Raw genomic sequence first — 13,697 nt, 5'->3', positions numbered from 1 at the left:
GGACCCCTGACGAGGTGTGGAACGTCTCGGAGCTGGTGGGGCGCGTCCGGCAGGCCGTGGAGAACGGGGTGGGCTCGGCGTGGGTCCGGGGGGAGGTGCGCAACCTTCGGATCCCGTCGTCGGGCCACGCCTACTTCACCCTGGGGGACGGGGCGGCGCAGATCCGGGCCGTGTGCTTCCGGTCCACCCTGCGGCTCCAGTCCGTCGCCCTGGCGGACGGCATGGAGGTGTTGGCCTGGGGGCGGGTCGGGGTGTACGAGCCCCGGGGCGACCTGCAGCTCGTGGTGGACCTGCTGGAGCCCCTGACCGGTCAGGGGGCCCTGCTACGGGAGTTCGAGGCCCGCAAGCGGCGGCTGGCGGCCGAGGGGTGGTTCTCGGCCGATCGGAAGCGACCGATCCCGTCCCTGCCCCGGGCCGTGGGGGTGGTCACGTCCCCCACCGGCGCGGCCCTGCGGGACGTGGTCCAGGTGCTGGGACGGCGGGCGCCCGGCATCCGGGTGGTGGTGTCGCCGGCGAGCGTCCAGGGCGACGGGGCGGCCCGGGAGCTGCGGGAGGCCCTGGAGGCGGCGGCCGCCCTGCCGGGGGTGGACGTGGTGCTGCTGGTGCGGGGAGGGGGGAGCCTGGAGGATCTCTGGCCGTTCAACGACGAGGACCTGGTGCGGGCCGTGGCCCGGAGCCCGGTGCCGGTGATCACCGGGGTGGGGCACGAGACCGACGTCACCCTGGTGGACTTCGCGGCCGACCTGAGGGCGCCCACCCCCTCGGCCGCGGCCGAGCTGGCCGCGGGCGAGTGGAGCCGGTGGGTCGAGACCCTGCGGCGGCACGAGGCCCGCCTGAACCAGGCCGTGGCCGCGCGGTTGCGGGAGCTTCGGGCGCGGCTCGGGGCGGCCGACCCGACCCGCCGGCCGCCCCGGTTCCTGGTGGACCGGCTCCGGCTGCGGGTCGACGGGCTCGCGGACCGGGCCGGCGCCGCGGTGGACCGCCGAGTGGGGGAGGCCCGCCAGGGACTGTCCGGCCTGGAGCTGCGGCTCCGGGCCGGGGATCCCCGGGCGCGGCTGGGGCGGTGGCGCGAAAGGGTGTCGCAGCTCTCGATGCGGCTCCACCGGGGCATGGCCGAGGGCGTGGACCGCCGCCGTCGGACCGTGACGGCCCTGGCGAACCGGGCCGAGGCCCTGGGGCCCTACCGGGTGCTGGCCCGGGGGTACGCCCTGGTGCGGGACGAGGCGGGTCGGGTGGTGCGGGACGCCGGGGGCTGCCGTCTGGGGCAGCCCTTGGCGGTGACCCTGGCCCGGGGCGGGCTCGACGTGGAGGTGACCGGGGTCACCGGACCGGCGGATGACGGGGCGCGCCTTTCCCTCGGCCAAGGCAGGGGACCTGATTCCGGCCGCGCGCGAAGCCGGGCATGAGGATTCGCCGCGCAGGCACATGGCAGGGGAGTTGGTCTCATCACAGCTCAGGGGAATGGGCACCATTTCACGGTCCGGGCGCAGGAGGCGCTGCCCGGCAAGCCAAGGGGCCGCGCCCGGCTCTCCATCAGGGGCCCTGCATTGGAGCAGGGAACCTGTTCGAGTGCGGCGTTGACGGCTATCCCGGGGAGGAGGGCGACCGGTGGACCTGACCATCCAGAACCCGCGGCCGAGACCCGACCGGGGGGCCACGACCCGGCTTCTGGTCATCGACGACGACCCGGCCATGGTGCGGTTCGTCGAGCTGTTCCTCGAGCCCGAGGGGTTCCAGGTGATCGGGGCGCTGTCCGGCGCCGAGGGGATCGAGCAGGCCCGGCTTCGGTCGCCGGACGCCGTGCTCCTTGACCTCATCCTCCCCGACATGGAGGGCTGGGAGGTCCTGCGGGCCCTCAAGGCCCGGCCCGAGACCTCCGGGGTTCCGGTGGTGGTGGTCAGCGCCCGCACCGGGCCGGAGGACCGGATGCGCAGCCTCGACCTGGGGGCCGACGACCTGGTGGCCAAGCCGTTCGACATCCGGGAGCTCCAGGCCCGGATCGCGTCGGCCGTGTCCCGGGTGCGCCAGCAGGCGCTCCAGACCGAGGCCGAGAAGATCACCACGCTGCGCCGGGTTGTGGCCAGCGTGTCCCACGAGGTCAACAACCCCCTGGCCGCCATCCTGATGTGCGCCGAGGCCCTGGAGCGCAAGCACCCGGACGACCCGGACGTGGTGAAGAAGAGCCGCACCATCCAGTCCAACGTCCTGCGCATCCGCGACATCCTCAAGAAGCTCGAGCGCATCCGGGCCGTGGTGTCCAAACCCTACGTGGCCGGGGAGCGGATCCTGGAGATCGACGACGTCGAGGAGGAGCCGTGAGCCTGCGGGAGGGCATACCCCAGCTGGTCGTGTTCGAGGAGGAGCACCGGGATCTGAGGCGGATCCTGGCCCGGATCCACTCCGACAGCCGGGCCCGGGCCGTGCTTCTGTTGGACGTGAACGGCCAGCTGGTGGCCGAGTGGGGCGACACCTCGGGGCTGGACGTGACAAGCTTCTGCTCCCTGGCCGCCTCGAACATCGCGGCCACGGCCAGCATGGCCCGGCTGGTGGGGGAGAAGGACTTCACGATCCTGTTCCACCAGGGCAAGCGCGACTCGATTCACATCAGCCTGATCGGCGACCGGGTCATCCTGGCGGTCATCTTCGGGGCCGAGGCGTCCCTGGGCATGGTGCGCCTGCGGGTGCGCCGGGCCGGGGCCGAGATCGAGGCGGTGCTCCGCCGGATCCTGGCCCGGATGCGGCTGGACGACCGGTTGGACGTGGACCCCCTGTGCGACATCACCGACCAGGACATCGACGAGCTGTTCCGGTTCTGATGCCATGGCTTTCGTCAACTACTCCGCCCGGGAACTGAACGTCAAGATCGTGTACTACGGCCCCGGGCTGGGGGGAAAGACCACCAACCTGCGGCACGTGTACGCCCGGGCCCCCACCCGCCAGAAGGGCCGGCTGATCAGCCTGGCCACCCAGACCGAGCGCACCCTGTTCTTCGACTTCCTCCCCCTGAACCTGGGCACGCTTCGCGGGTTTCAGGTGCGGTTCCACCTGTACACCGTGCCGGGCCAGGTGTTCTATGCGGCGAGCCGCCGGCTGATCCTCAAGGGGGTGGACGGCCTGGTGTTCGTGGCCGACAGCGACCCCCTTCGCCTGGACGCCAACGCCGAGTCGTGGGCCGACCTGGGCCGCAACCTGGCCGGGTACGGCCTGCGGCGCGACCGGGTGCCCACCGTGGTCCAGTACAACAAGCGCGACCTGGAGGGCGCCGTGCCGGTGGAGGGCCTGCGCCGGTGCCTCGGGTCCCCGGGCGTGCCCGAGTTCGAGGCCGTGGCCTCCCAGGGCAGGGGCGTGTTCGAGACCCTGAAGGGGGTGGCCCGCCTGGTGCTGTCGGAGCTGGCCCAACGGACGCCTGGACATTGACGAGAGGGGCTGCTTACCTACTATTAACCAGGCGGCAAAACGGGCGCACTTCATTGGCGGCGAGGGGCTTGGTTCCGGCCGTGCGCGGCCGTATCAGGGGCCAGAATTCAGAGGACAGTAGACCGGAGAACTGCCGGAGCGATTTTCCCCTGTCTTCTGTCCACTGACTCCTGATTCCTGAATCGCAGGCCCCATGCCCCCCTGACCGTGAGGTGGAGGCGAAGAGGTGCGGTGATTCCTAGAACGCCTTGGAATCTGGGAGGTTTTTTTGAGTCCCCTAGCCTTCCAGCTTTCTAGCCTTTGAGCCTTCCCGCGGGCCGAAGGCCCCAGACTGACGACCGCCGACCGAGGCTGCCGGGGAGTGTCGATCATGGCGCCGGACTACGACCGGATGCGCGCGGCCATGGTGGAGGCCCAGATCCGGCGGCGGGGCATCCGGGACCCCCGGGTCTTGGACGCCCTGGCGCGGGTGCCCCGCCACGAGTTCGTGCCCGCAAACCTGCAGGCCATGGCCTACGACGACACCCCCCTGCCCATCGGCGGAGGCCAGACCATCTCCCAACCCTACATGGTGGCGCTGATGACCGAGGCGCTGGGCCTGCGGGGCGGCGAGAAGGTGCTCGAGGTGGGCACCGGCTCGGGGTACCAGGCCGCGGTGTTGGCCGAGCTGGGGTGCCGGGTGATCTCGGTGGAGCGGGATCCGGAGCTCGCCGCGCAGGCGGCCCGCCGGCTCGAGCGGCTGGGTTACGACGTGCAGGTGGTGGTGGGCGACGGCACGCTGGGCGTGCCGGAGGAGGCGCCGTTCCAGGCGATCCTGGTGACCGCGGGGGCCCCCCGGGTTCCTCCGTCGCTGGAGGCCCAGCTGGACCCCCAGGGCGGGGTGCTGGTGATCCCGGTGGGCGACCGGGGCGTGCAGGAGCTCCTGCGGCTCACCCGCCGTGGTAACCGGGTGCTCCGGGAGGACCTGGGCGGCTGCCGGTTCGTTCCCCTCGTGGGGAAGGAGGGGTGGTGATGGCCAGAGCCCTTCTGGTGATCGACATGCTCAACGACTTCGTGGACGAGAAGGGGAGCCTGCGGGTTCCCGACACCGCGACGATCCTGCCCCGGGTCGTCCAGGAGGTGGCCGATGCCCGGACCCGGGGCGAGCCGGTGGTGTATGTGTGCGACGCCCACCGGCCGGACGATCCCGAGTTCTCCCGCATGGGCTGGCCGCCCCACGCCGTGCGGGGCACCTGGGGCGCCCGGGTGGTCGATGCCCTGGCGCCCGGGCCGTCGGACCCGGTGGTGGAGAAGACCACCTACTCCGGGTTCCACGGTTCGGACCTGGACCGGGTGCTCCGGGGGCAGGGAGTCCGGGTGGTTCGGCTGGTGGGGTGCGTCACGAACATCTGCGTGCTCTACACCGCGGCCGACGCGGCCATGCGCGGCTACGGGGTGGAGGTGGTCCGGGACGCCGTGGCCGGGCTCGACCCCGAGGACCACGCCTTCGCCCTGCGCCAGATGGAGCGGGTGCTCGGCGCCCGCCTGGTGGACCGGCAAGCGCCGTAACGGCGCGTGTTCCCCGGTAACTTCGGCTGGGACGTTAGGAGGCCGGGACGCGAGGACGCTTGAAGACCTCCAGAATTCCCATACGTTCTAGTCTCTAGTCTCTAGTTTCTAGTTTCTAGTTTCTAGTTTCTAGTTTCTAGTTTCTAGCCCGCCCCGGACCCACAAACGTTACCCTTCCCGTTGTAGGGCCTCGCAGGGGCCTGACGGGGCTGCCCAGCCTCCCGGCTCAGAAAGGATCCATCCATGCCCAAGCTCTGGACCGCTTCCAACCAGGAGATCCTCTCGGGAAAGGTCACCGATGTCTATTTCACCCGGACCCTTCGGGTGCTCGAGAACGAAGGGATCCACAAGCGGGTGGTGGCCGAGTTCGTGGCCAAGGGGTTCCCGGACGGTTGGCCCTGGGCCGTGCTGGCGGGCGTGGACGAGGCCCTGGAGCTCCTGAAGCGGCTGCCTGTGACGGTGCGGGGCCTGCCCGAGGGCACGATCTTTCGGCCCTGGGACGTGGTGCTGGAGATCGAGGGTGACTACCGGGAGTTCGGGGTGTACGAGACCGCGATCCTGGGGTTCCTATGCCAGGCCTCGGGCATCGCCACCCAGGCGGCGCGGTGCCGGCTGGCCGCCGGGGACCGCCTGCTGGTGTCGTTCGGGGCCCGCCGGATGCACCCGGCCGTCGCGCCCATGATCGAGCGCAGCGCCTACCTGGGCGGGTGCGACGGGGTGGCCACGGTGGCCGCGGCCGAGAAGCTGGGCATCGAGCCCACCGGCACCATGCCCCACGCCCTGATCCTGATCCTGGGGGACTGCGTGGAGGCCACCCGCGCCTACGGCCGGGCCATGGGGCCCGAGGTGAGGCTGGTGAGCCTCATCGACACCTTCAACGACGAGAAGTTCGAGGCCGTTCGGGTTGCCCAGGCCCTGGGCGACCGGCTGTTCGCGGTGCGGCTCGACACCCCGTCGAGCCGCCGGGGCAGCTTCAAGCGCATCGTGGAGGAGGTGCGCTGGGAGCTCGACATCCGGGGGTTCGAGCGGGTGGGCATCTTCCTCTCGGGCGGGCTCACCGAGGACGATCTGCGGGAGCTTCGACCCCTGGTGCAGGGGTTTGGGGTGGGCACCTCCATCAGCGCGGCCCGCACGGTGGACTTCTCCATGGACATCGTGGAGGTGGAGGGCGAGCCCCGGGCCAAGCGGGGCAAGCGCTCGGGGGCCAAGGACGTGTACGGATGCCCGGCGTGCCTGACCACCCGGGTGGTCCCCCGGGGCCGAAGGCCGGCCGATGCGTGTCCGTGCGGCGGCGCGTGGGAGCCGTGGACCGTGGAGTGGATCCGGGACGGCCGGCTGGTGCGGGAGCCCGAGCCCACCACCCAAGTCCGGGAGCGGGTCCTGGCCCAGCTTCGGCTCCTGGACGCCCCCCAAATCCCTGCGGGGCCGGGCGCCTAGCCGCCCGGCCGCCTAGCGGCCCAGCCGCCCAGCCGCCCAGCGGGCCGAAGGCCCCCGACCGACCACCAACGACTGACGACCAACGACCGAAGTTCCCCGAAAAGGATCGGCCATGGGCACCCACGAGTCCGTCGTCTGGCTGTTCGTGCTCTCCGGCTTCTACTGGGCCTACTGCCTGTTCTGGGGGCTCAAGGGGTATGCCCGGGCGCGCACCGCGGCCGACTACTTCATCGCCGGCCGGCAGATCCCGATGTGGGTGTTCGTGCTGGCCGCCACGGCCACCTCGTTCTCGGGCTGGACCTTCGTGGGCCACCCGGCCCTGGTGTGGCGCGACGGCCTGCCCTACGCGTTCGCCGCGTTCTATGTGATCGCCATCCCGTTCACCGGCGTGCTGTTCCTCAAACGCACGTGGGTGATGGGCAAGCGCCACGGGTACGTGACCCCGGGCGAGATGTACGCCGACTACTTCCGCAGCGACGCCATGCGGTGGCTCACCGTGGTGGTGGCCCTGTTCTACGCGGTGCCGTACCTGGGGCTGCAGTTCAAGGCGTCGGGGGTGCTGTTCAACGTGCTCAGCGGCGGCGTGGTGGACGTGAACTTCGGCATGTGGGCCCTGTCGATCGTGGTGCTCCTGTACGTGGTGCTGGGAGGGCTGCGGTCCGTGGCCTACGTGGACACGGCCCAGTGCGTCCTGCTCATGGCCGGCATCGTGGCCATCGGGATCATCGTGCTCGTGAAGACCGGGGGGTGGGGGCCGTTCACCTCGACCTTCGCCGACATGATCCGGTCCGACGCGGCCCGGGGCACCGACCTGCTGGGGCGGCCGGCCCTGACGCCCCAGGGGTACCACCGTCTGGTGGCCGTGCCCGGCGCGATCCAGGCCGTGCCGTCGGCGGCCCAGGCCGAGGGCGGCATGTGGACCGGCACCATGATCCTCACCTACCTGTTCGCCCTGATGGGCATCCAGGCCTCGCCCGCGTTCACCATGTGGGCGTTCTCCAACACCAACCCCAAGCCGTTCGCGCCCCAGCAGGTGTGGGCCAGCTCCCTGGCCGTGGGCGTGTGCCTGTTCGTGTTCTCGGTGATCCAGGGCCTCGGGGGATGGGTGCTGATCGGCCAGGGTAAGCTGTCGGTGGACCTGCTGGCCGGCGGCAACCAGGAGAACCTGGTGCCGGCCCTGATCAACCTGGTGAGCGACCAGGCCCCCATGGTCGTGGGGTTCTTGGCCATCTGCGCCCTGGCAGCCATGCAGTCCACGGGCTCGGCGTACATGTCCACCACGGCGGGCATGATCACCCGGGATCTGTACGTGCGCTACCTGAACCCCAACGCCACGGCCGGGCAGCAGAAGTTCTGGGGCCGGGTGTGGGTGGTGATCATCACCCTGGCCGCGCTCCTGGTGGCCACCTACTCCGAGGACGCCCTCGTGCTGCTCGGGGGGCTGGCCGTGTCGTTCGGGGCCCAGATGTGGATCCCGCTCCTGGCCACCCTGTACGTGCCCTGGTTCACCCGCCAGGGGGTGGTGGCCGGGCTGGTGGCCGGCATGGCGGCCGTGATCCTGACCTACCCGTTCCACTGGGAGCCGTTCGTGGCGCTCCACCGGGCGCTGGGGTTCGGAGCCTACCCCCTCACGATCCACTGCGCGGGGTGGGGGATCCTGGCGAACGCGGTGGTGGCCGTGGCCGTGTCGGCGGTGACCCAGCCCGAGCGCAAGGAGTACCTGCGCCGGCTGGGCTACCACCGGTATCTGCGGGAGCACGCCTCGGTGCCGGCCGGGAAGGCGCCGCTGAAGAAGGTGGCCTGGGCCCTGGTGCTCCTGTGGTTCGTGTTCGGCATCGGCCCCCTGGCCGTGGTGGGCAACACCTTCTTCGGCCTTCTGGACCCCCGGGACCCGTCCACCTGGCCCCTGGGCGTGGCCCCCCTGTGGTGGTGGCAGCTCGTGTGGTGGGCGTTCGGCATCTACATGATGTGGTTCCTGGCCTACAAGCTGGAGCTCAGCACCCGGTTCGGCGCGGTGGAGCCCCTGCGGGAGGACTTCCTGGAGGCCCGTGCCGGCGAGGACGCCCCGATCCGCCTCGACGTGGAGGAGCCCGGGGTGTAGCCCCGACGGCCCGGCTCAGATCTCGAACTCCAGCACGTACGCCCCGTCCTCGAACCGGGTCTCCATCTTCTTCGCGGCCTTCTGAAAGAGGTGCATCATGGCGCGGTTCTCCGGCATGACCGTGGCCATGATGCCCCGGATCCCCTTGTCCCGGGCCACCTCGATCAGGTGCTCCACCAGGGCCCGGCCCAGCCCCTTGCCCTGCCAGTCGTCCCGCACCAGGAACGCGGCCTCGGCCAGCCCGCTCGCCTCGTCCAGCACGTACTGGGCCAGCCCCACCATCTCCTCCACGCCGTCGTGCTCCACCACGGCGGCCAGGGCCATCTTCTTCTCGTAGTCCAGGTCCAGCTCCTCCTGGAGCCGCTCGTGGGGCATGTACTTGATCACCGTGAAGTACCGCCGGTACACCGACTCGTCCGACAGGCTGTAGAACAGCTCCTTCAGGAGCGGCTCGTCCGTGACCTTGACCGGCCGCAGCAGCAGCCGCACGCCGGCCACCGTGACCCACCGCTCGTAGCGCTCGGGGTACAGGTCCAGGGCCGAGGGGATGATCTGATCGGGCCAGACGTAGTGGAGCCGCCGGGCGGCGTCGAGGAGCTCCTTGCGGAACCTGGGGTGGGCGATGTTGATGAGCGCCATGGCCCGCTCGCGGATCGTCTTGCCGAACAGGTCCGCGTACCCCCACTCGGTCACGACGTACCGGACCGACGCCCGGGTGGTGACCACCCCGGCCCCGGGCGAGAGCTGGGGCACGATGCGGCTCACCGCCCCGCCCCGGGCCGTGGACGGAAGCGCGATGATCGCCTTGCCCCCCGGGCTGCGGGCGGCGCCCCGGATGAAGTCCACCTGGCCGCCGATGCCCGAGTAGAACTGGTGGCCGATGGAGTCGGAGCACACCTGGCCGGTGAGGTCGATCTCCAGGGCGGTGTTGATGGCCACCATGTTCTCGTTCTGGGCGATCACGAAGGGGTCGTTCGTGTAGTCGCTGGGGTGGAACGCCACCATGGGGTTGTTGTCGATGAAGTCGTACAGCTCGCGGGAGCCCATGCAGAACGACGCCACCACCTTGCCCGGGTGCAGGCTCTTTCGCCGGTTCGTGACCGCGCCGGCCCGAACCAGGTCGAGGAGCCAGTCCGAGAACATCTCGGTGTGCACGCCCAGGTCCCGCTTGTCCCGCAGGGCCTGGACCGCGGCGTGGGGGATCGCCCCGATCCCGATCTGGATCGTGGCGCCGTCGCCCACCAGGCGGGCGATGTTTCGTCCGATCCGCAGGGCCGTCTCGTCGGGGGTGGGGGGCAGATACTCGATCACCGGGGAGGCGTGCTCCACCAGGGCGTCGAACCGATCCACGGGCACGAACGAGTCGCCCAGGGTGCGGGGCATGTGGGGGTTGACCTCGGCGATCACCACCCGGGCGGTCTCCACGGCCGCCCGGGTCACGTCCACGCTGACCCCCAGGCTCACGTAGCCGTGGCGGTCGGGCGGGGTCACCTGCACCAGGGCCGCGTCCAGGCGGATCCGCCGGCTGCGGAACAGGGTAGGGAGCTCCGACAGGTACACCGGCGTGTAGTCGGCCCGCCCTTCTGCCACGGCCCGGCGGGTGTTGTCGCCGATGAAGAAGGCGTTGTGGCGGAACACCTTGGAGAGCTTCTCGTCGGCGTAGGGGGCGATGCCCAGGGTGAGGATGTGCAGGATCTCCGAGTCCGCCAGCCTGCGGCCCTTGTCCGCCAGACCCTCCACCAGGTACTGGGGCTCCCCGCAGGCCGAGCCCACGAAGATCTTGGCCCCCCGCTGGATCCGAGACAGGGCGGCCTCCCGGGTCATCACCCGCGAGGCGTAGCGCTTCTTCCAGTCCGGGTCGTGGCTCATGGATCCGACACGGGTGCGGGCAGGCGCACGCGTCCGTCCCGCCTCAGGTCGCAGAACAGGAGCGTGCCGCCCACCACGCACACCGGGATCGCGAGCAGGTTCAGCAGGGGGATCATCAGCAGGAGCGACGCCCCGCACCCGAACGCCACCACGGCCGGGGCGTTGTGGAACACGGCGCGACGCTTGGCCCCGAACGGCAGGCGCCACCGCTCCAAGGAGTAGTCGAGGTACTCCCACCCCAGGAAGAAGAACGCCACCAGGGGCGCCAGCACGGCCGAGGCCACGGAACCCAGGCCCGGGATCAGGTTCAGGGCCAGCACCAGCCCGAACCCGGCCAGATACAGGGCCATCCGGCCCAGTGCGGCCTGGAACGACCGGCCCATGTCGCGCAGGAACGCGCCCAGCCGAAACGGCTCGTCCAGGGTGGTGCCGGTGTAGATCCGCTCCACCCGCTCGCTGAGCAGGTCGTTGAACGGGGCGAGGATCAGGTTGCCCACCAGGGCGAAGGCGTACACGATGACCACCAGCAGGATCACCGCGCCGACGAACGCGGCCAGGTAGTAGAGCAGGGCCCACCACCACCCCTCGCCCTGGGGCAGCATGCGGTCCAGCCACTGCCCGAACCGGCTTCCGGCGAACCAGGCGAACAGGCCGAACAGCAGGGTGTTGATGGCCACCGGCACGGCCACCAGCCCCACCAACCGGGGGTGCCGGGTCAGGAACCTCAGCCCCCGGAACGGGTAGAAAAAGGCGCCCGCCGCCCTGGGGCCGGCCATGCCCCGGATCACCCGGCCTCCTCCAGTTCCCGGAAGAACGAGGCGTCGCCCGCGCCCTCGCGCAGCACCCGGACCCGCTCGCCCACCAACGAGACCACCGTGGACGGCACCCGGGGAAGCACCCCGCACTCCAGGATCAGGTCCACCTGGCTGCCCAGCACCCACTGGATCTCCTCGGGCCGATTCAGGGGGTCGGCGCCGCTGGGGTTGGCGCTGGTGGAGAGGATGGGGTTGCCCAGCTCCTTGACCAGGCCCAGGCACACGGGGTGGTCCGGGATCCGGATCCCCACGGTCTTCTGCTTGGTCAGGAGCAGCCGGGGCACCTCCCGGCTGGCCTCCAGAACGAAGGTGTAGGGGCCGGGCAGGAACCGCTTCAGGATCCGGTAGGCGAAGTTGGACACCCGGGCGTAGCGGCTGATGTGGGTGAGGTCCGCGCACACGAAGCTCATGGGCTTCTTTGGGTCGCGCCCCTTGATCCGGACGATCCGTTCCACCGCGTGCTTTTTGGTGATGTCGCACCCCAGCCCGTACACGGTGTCGGTGGGGTACACGATCACCCCGTCGTTGCGCAGCACGTCGGCCGCCCGCCGGACGTGCCGGGCCTGGGGCGTGACCGGGTGGACCGAGAGCATCACAGCCATGGGGATCCCCTTGTGGGTGTTGAGATCGTTCGGGGCCGGAGGGCCGGGTCGAGCGCGCCTGGTCGATGGCCGGGGTAATAATGCAGCCCCCGCCGGTTGTCAAACCTGGCCCGGTATCCCGCGCTTGTCCCCGCCAACCGCCGTGTGTATGCTCTGCCAAATCCTGTGCATGAAGGAGAGCGGGCATCATGAACGACGGTAAGGATCCAGCGGCGGAGGCCCCGCCGGCCGAGGAGGCGACCCGGGAGGAGTTCGCGCGGCTGTTCGAGCAGGAGGGGGGCGGGCAGACCGAGGGGGTCCGGCGGGTCAAGGTGGGGGACAAGCTCCGGTGTAGGGTGGTCCGCGTCACGGACGAGTGGGTGTTCGTGGACCTGGGCGGCAAGCAGGAGGGGAGCATCCGCCGCGAGGAGTTCGAGGCGGACGCGGTGCCGGCCGAGGGCCAGGAGCTGGAGGCCTACGTGGCGTCCACCGGCGCCGGCGAGGTGGTGCTGACCACCAAGCTGTCCACCCGCGACCTGTCCCTGGGCGCGCTGGCCGACGCCCACGCCTCGGGCGTGCCGGTGGAGGGCAAGGTGGTCAAGGTGGTCAAGGGCGGCTACGAGGTCCGTGTGGCCGGCCTGAGGGCCTTCTGCCCCCACTCCCAGATCGACCTGCGCTGGACCAAGGATCCCGAGGTTCACGTGGGCCAGACCTATGCCTTCAAGGTGATCGAGTTCAAGGACCGCGGCCGCAACGTGGTGGTGTCGCGCCGGGCCCTGCTGGAGGAGGAGCGGGCCCAGAAGCGCGAGGCCCTCCGCGACGTGCTCCGGCCCGGGGCGGTGGTGACCGGCCGGGTGCGCGCGGTGCACCCGTTCGGCGCGTTCGTGGATCTGGACGGGGTGGACGGCCTGATCCCGGTGTCCGAGATGAGCTGGGGCCGGGTGGAAACCCCCACCGAGGTGGTCCGGCCCGGTGACGAGGTCACGGTGCAGGTGATCGAGGTGGACTGGGACCGCGACCGGGTCACCCTGTCCCTCAAGGCCCTCCAGGAGGACCCCTGGAAGGCCGTGGAGGTCAGGTACCGACCGGGCCAGCGGGTGCAGGGCCGGGTCACCCGGATCGCCCCGTTCGGCGCGTTCGTCGAGCTGGAGCCCGGGGTGGAAGGGCTGGTGCACGTGTCGGCCCTGGGCGCGGGCCGCAGGGTCAAGAGCGCGGCCGAGGTGGTGAGCCCGGGTGAGGCGGTCGAGGTGGAGGTGATCAGCGTGGACCCCGAGGCCCGTCGGATCGGCCTGTCCCTGGAGCACCGGCTCTGGGAGTCCCTGGGGCCGGTGCCGGAGCCGGGCGAGGTGCTGGAGGGCACGGTGGAACGGGTGGCCCCGTTCGGGGTGTTCGTGAAGCTGCCCTCGGGCCACGTGGGCCTGGTGCACAACACCGAGATGGGCACGCCCCGGGGGGCGGACCACGCCAAGTCGTTCCGGCCCGGCGATCCGATGCAGGTGGCCGTGCTCGGGGTGGAGGAGGGCGGCCGCAAGATCCGCCTGTCGCGCCAGGCCGTGTCGGAGCAGGCCGAGCGGCGGGCGATCCGGGAGTTTCGGGAGTCGGCCCCTGCGGCGAGCCAGGGACCGGTGTTCGGCACCCTGGGAGACCTCCTCAAGGACAAGCTCAAGAAGTAGGCCGGGCCCGGTCCAAGGGATCCCCGGACCCCCGCCTCCCCCGGGACGCGGGGGTTCGTTTGTTGCTAGGACCTTCAAACGTATTGCCAGGGTGCGGGGTGGGGGCCTGGTTCCGGCCGGGCGCGAGTGCGGCATCCGATCGCCGCGCCTTCTCATGCCGCCGCTTGCGCGTCGATCCAGGCCACGATAGCGGAACCCTCGGAGTCCGGAGGGGATCCGAACGTTCGGAGGGCGCGGCGAGCTAAGGGGCCGCACC

At 70.9% G+C, this 13,697-nt stretch carries 12 protein-coding genes; 9 read left to right on the top strand and 3 right to left on the bottom strand.

From position 1 onward, the window contains the following. Positions 1 to 14: 14 nt before the first annotated feature. From xseA to DEFCA_RS0110745, 8 genes are all read left to right on the top strand, one after another. Positions 15 to 1,406 carry an exodeoxyribonuclease VII large subunit gene (gene xseA / locus DEFCA_RS0110780; RefSeq protein ID WP_051463234.1) on the top strand — a complete coding sequence of 464 codons (1,392 nt, stop codon included), beginning with the start codon at positions 15 to 17 and terminating at the stop codon, positions 1,404 to 1,406. A 202-nt stretch (positions 1,407 to 1,608) separates the two neighbouring features. Then, complete coding sequence (locus DEFCA_RS20690) at positions 1,609 to 2,319, top strand: ATP-binding response regulator (RefSeq protein WP_025323026.1); 711 nt, start codon at positions 1,609 to 1,611, stop codon at positions 2,317 to 2,319. Further along, entirely contained in the window at positions 2,316 to 2,816 is a 501-nt protein-coding gene (locus DEFCA_RS0110770) for a roadblock/LC7 domain-containing protein (protein WP_025323025.1), read from the top strand. The genes DEFCA_RS20690 and DEFCA_RS0110770 overlap by 4 nt, the downstream gene beginning before the upstream one ends. A 4-nt stretch (positions 2,817 to 2,820) precedes the next feature. Beyond that, positions 2,821 to 3,417 carry a GTP-binding protein gene (locus DEFCA_RS0110765; protein WP_025323024.1) on the top strand — a complete coding sequence of 199 codons (597 nt, stop codon included), beginning with the start codon at positions 2,821 to 2,823 and terminating at the stop codon, positions 3,415 to 3,417. Between the two features lie 370 nt (positions 3,418 to 3,787). Beyond that, positions 3,788 to 4,429 (top strand): protein-L-isoaspartate(D-aspartate) O-methyltransferase, encoded by a 642-nt coding sequence (locus tag DEFCA_RS0110760; protein WP_025323023.1) that lies wholly within the window; start codon positions 3,788 to 3,790, stop codon positions 4,427 to 4,429. Continuing rightward, a complete protein-coding gene (locus tag DEFCA_RS0110755; RefSeq protein WP_025323022.1) occupies positions 4,429 to 4,965 on the top strand; it encodes a cysteine hydrolase family protein in 537 nt (178 codons plus the stop codon). Before DEFCA_RS0110760 ends, DEFCA_RS0110755 begins: the two co-directional genes overlap by 1 nt. 243 nt (positions 4,966 to 5,208) lie before the next feature. Next, positions 5,209 to 6,402, top strand: coding sequence for a nicotinate phosphoribosyltransferase (locus DEFCA_RS0110750; RefSeq protein WP_025323021.1), 1,194 nt, complete (start codon positions 5,209 to 5,211; stop codon positions 6,400 to 6,402). A 112-nt stretch (positions 6,403 to 6,514) separates the two neighbouring features. Beyond that, positions 6,515 to 8,503, top strand: coding sequence for a sodium:solute symporter family protein (locus tag DEFCA_RS0110745; protein WP_025323020.1), 1,989 nt, complete (start codon positions 6,515 to 6,517; stop codon positions 8,501 to 8,503). Positions 8,504 to 8,518: 15 nt separating this feature from the next. Here the strand turns inward: DEFCA_RS0110745 and DEFCA_RS0110740 are convergent, their stop codons facing one another. From DEFCA_RS0110740 to DEFCA_RS0110730, 3 genes are read right to left on the bottom strand one after another with little or no spacing between them, the layout of a single operon-like run. Then, on the bottom strand, positions 8,519 to 10,372 hold the full coding sequence (locus DEFCA_RS0110740; RefSeq protein ID WP_025323019.1) for a bifunctional acetyl-CoA hydrolase/transferase family protein/GNAT family N-acetyltransferase: 1,854 nt from the start codon (positions 10,370 to 10,372) through the stop codon (positions 8,519 to 8,521). After that, complete coding sequence (gene cysZ / locus DEFCA_RS0110735; RefSeq protein ID WP_025323018.1) at positions 10,369 to 11,160, bottom strand: sulfate transporter CysZ; 792 nt, start codon at positions 11,158 to 11,160, stop codon at positions 10,369 to 10,371. The genes DEFCA_RS0110740 and cysZ overlap by 4 nt, the downstream gene beginning before the upstream one ends. Next, positions 11,157 to 11,789, bottom strand: a complete 633-nt coding sequence (locus DEFCA_RS0110730) for an L-threonylcarbamoyladenylate synthase (protein ID WP_281173762.1) — start codon at positions 11,787 to 11,789, stop codon at positions 11,157 to 11,159. The genes cysZ and DEFCA_RS0110730 overlap by 4 nt, the downstream gene beginning before the upstream one ends. A 188-nt stretch (positions 11,790 to 11,977) precedes the next feature. Here DEFCA_RS0110730 and DEFCA_RS19480 point away from each other — a divergent pair, with 188 nt between their 5' ends. Further along, on the top strand, positions 11,978 to 13,441 hold the full coding sequence (locus DEFCA_RS19480; protein WP_025323016.1) for a S1 RNA-binding domain-containing protein: 1,464 nt from the start codon (positions 11,978 to 11,980) through the stop codon (positions 13,439 to 13,441). The last annotated feature ends 256 nt before the right edge of the window (positions 13,442 to 13,697 follow it).

Origin of the sequence: Deferrisoma camini S3R1 (assembly GCF_000526155.1) — a bacterium.
Lineage (GTDB): Bacteria > Desulfobacterota > Deferrisomatia > Deferrisomatales > Deferrisomataceae > Deferrisoma > Deferrisoma camini.
This window is presented reverse-complemented; position numbering and strand designations above follow the sequence as displayed.

Excerpts from the sequence above, each read along its gene's own strand:
- DEFCA_RS0110740 (WP_025323019.1), bottom strand. The coding sequence starts at position 10,372 with ATGAGCCACGACCCGGACTGGAAGAAGCGCTACGCCTCGCGGGTGATG.
- DEFCA_RS0110760 (WP_025323023.1), top strand. The coding sequence starts at position 3,788 with ATGGCGCCGGACTACGACCGGATGCGCGCGGCCATGGTGGAGGCCCAG.
- DEFCA_RS19480 (WP_025323016.1), top strand. The coding sequence starts at position 11,978 with ATGAACGACGGTAAGGATCCAGCGGCGGAGGCCCCGCCGGCCGAGGAG.
- DEFCA_RS0110755 (WP_025323022.1), top strand. The coding sequence starts at position 4,429 with ATGGCCAGAGCCCTTCTGGTGATCGACATGCTCAACGACTTCGTGGAC.
- DEFCA_RS0110765 (WP_025323024.1), top strand. The coding sequence starts at position 2,821 with ATGGCTTTCGTCAACTACTCCGCCCGGGAACTGAACGTCAAGATCGTG.
- DEFCA_RS0110750 (WP_025323021.1), top strand. The coding sequence starts at position 5,209 with ATGCCCAAGCTCTGGACCGCTTCCAACCAGGAGATCCTCTCGGGAAAG.
- DEFCA_RS0110730 (WP_281173762.1), bottom strand. The coding sequence starts at position 11,789 with ATGGCTGTGATGCTCTCGGTCCACCCGGTCACGCCCCAGGCCCGGCAC.
- DEFCA_RS0110745 (WP_025323020.1), top strand. The coding sequence starts at position 6,515 with ATGGGCACCCACGAGTCCGTCGTCTGGCTGTTCGTGCTCTCCGGCTTC.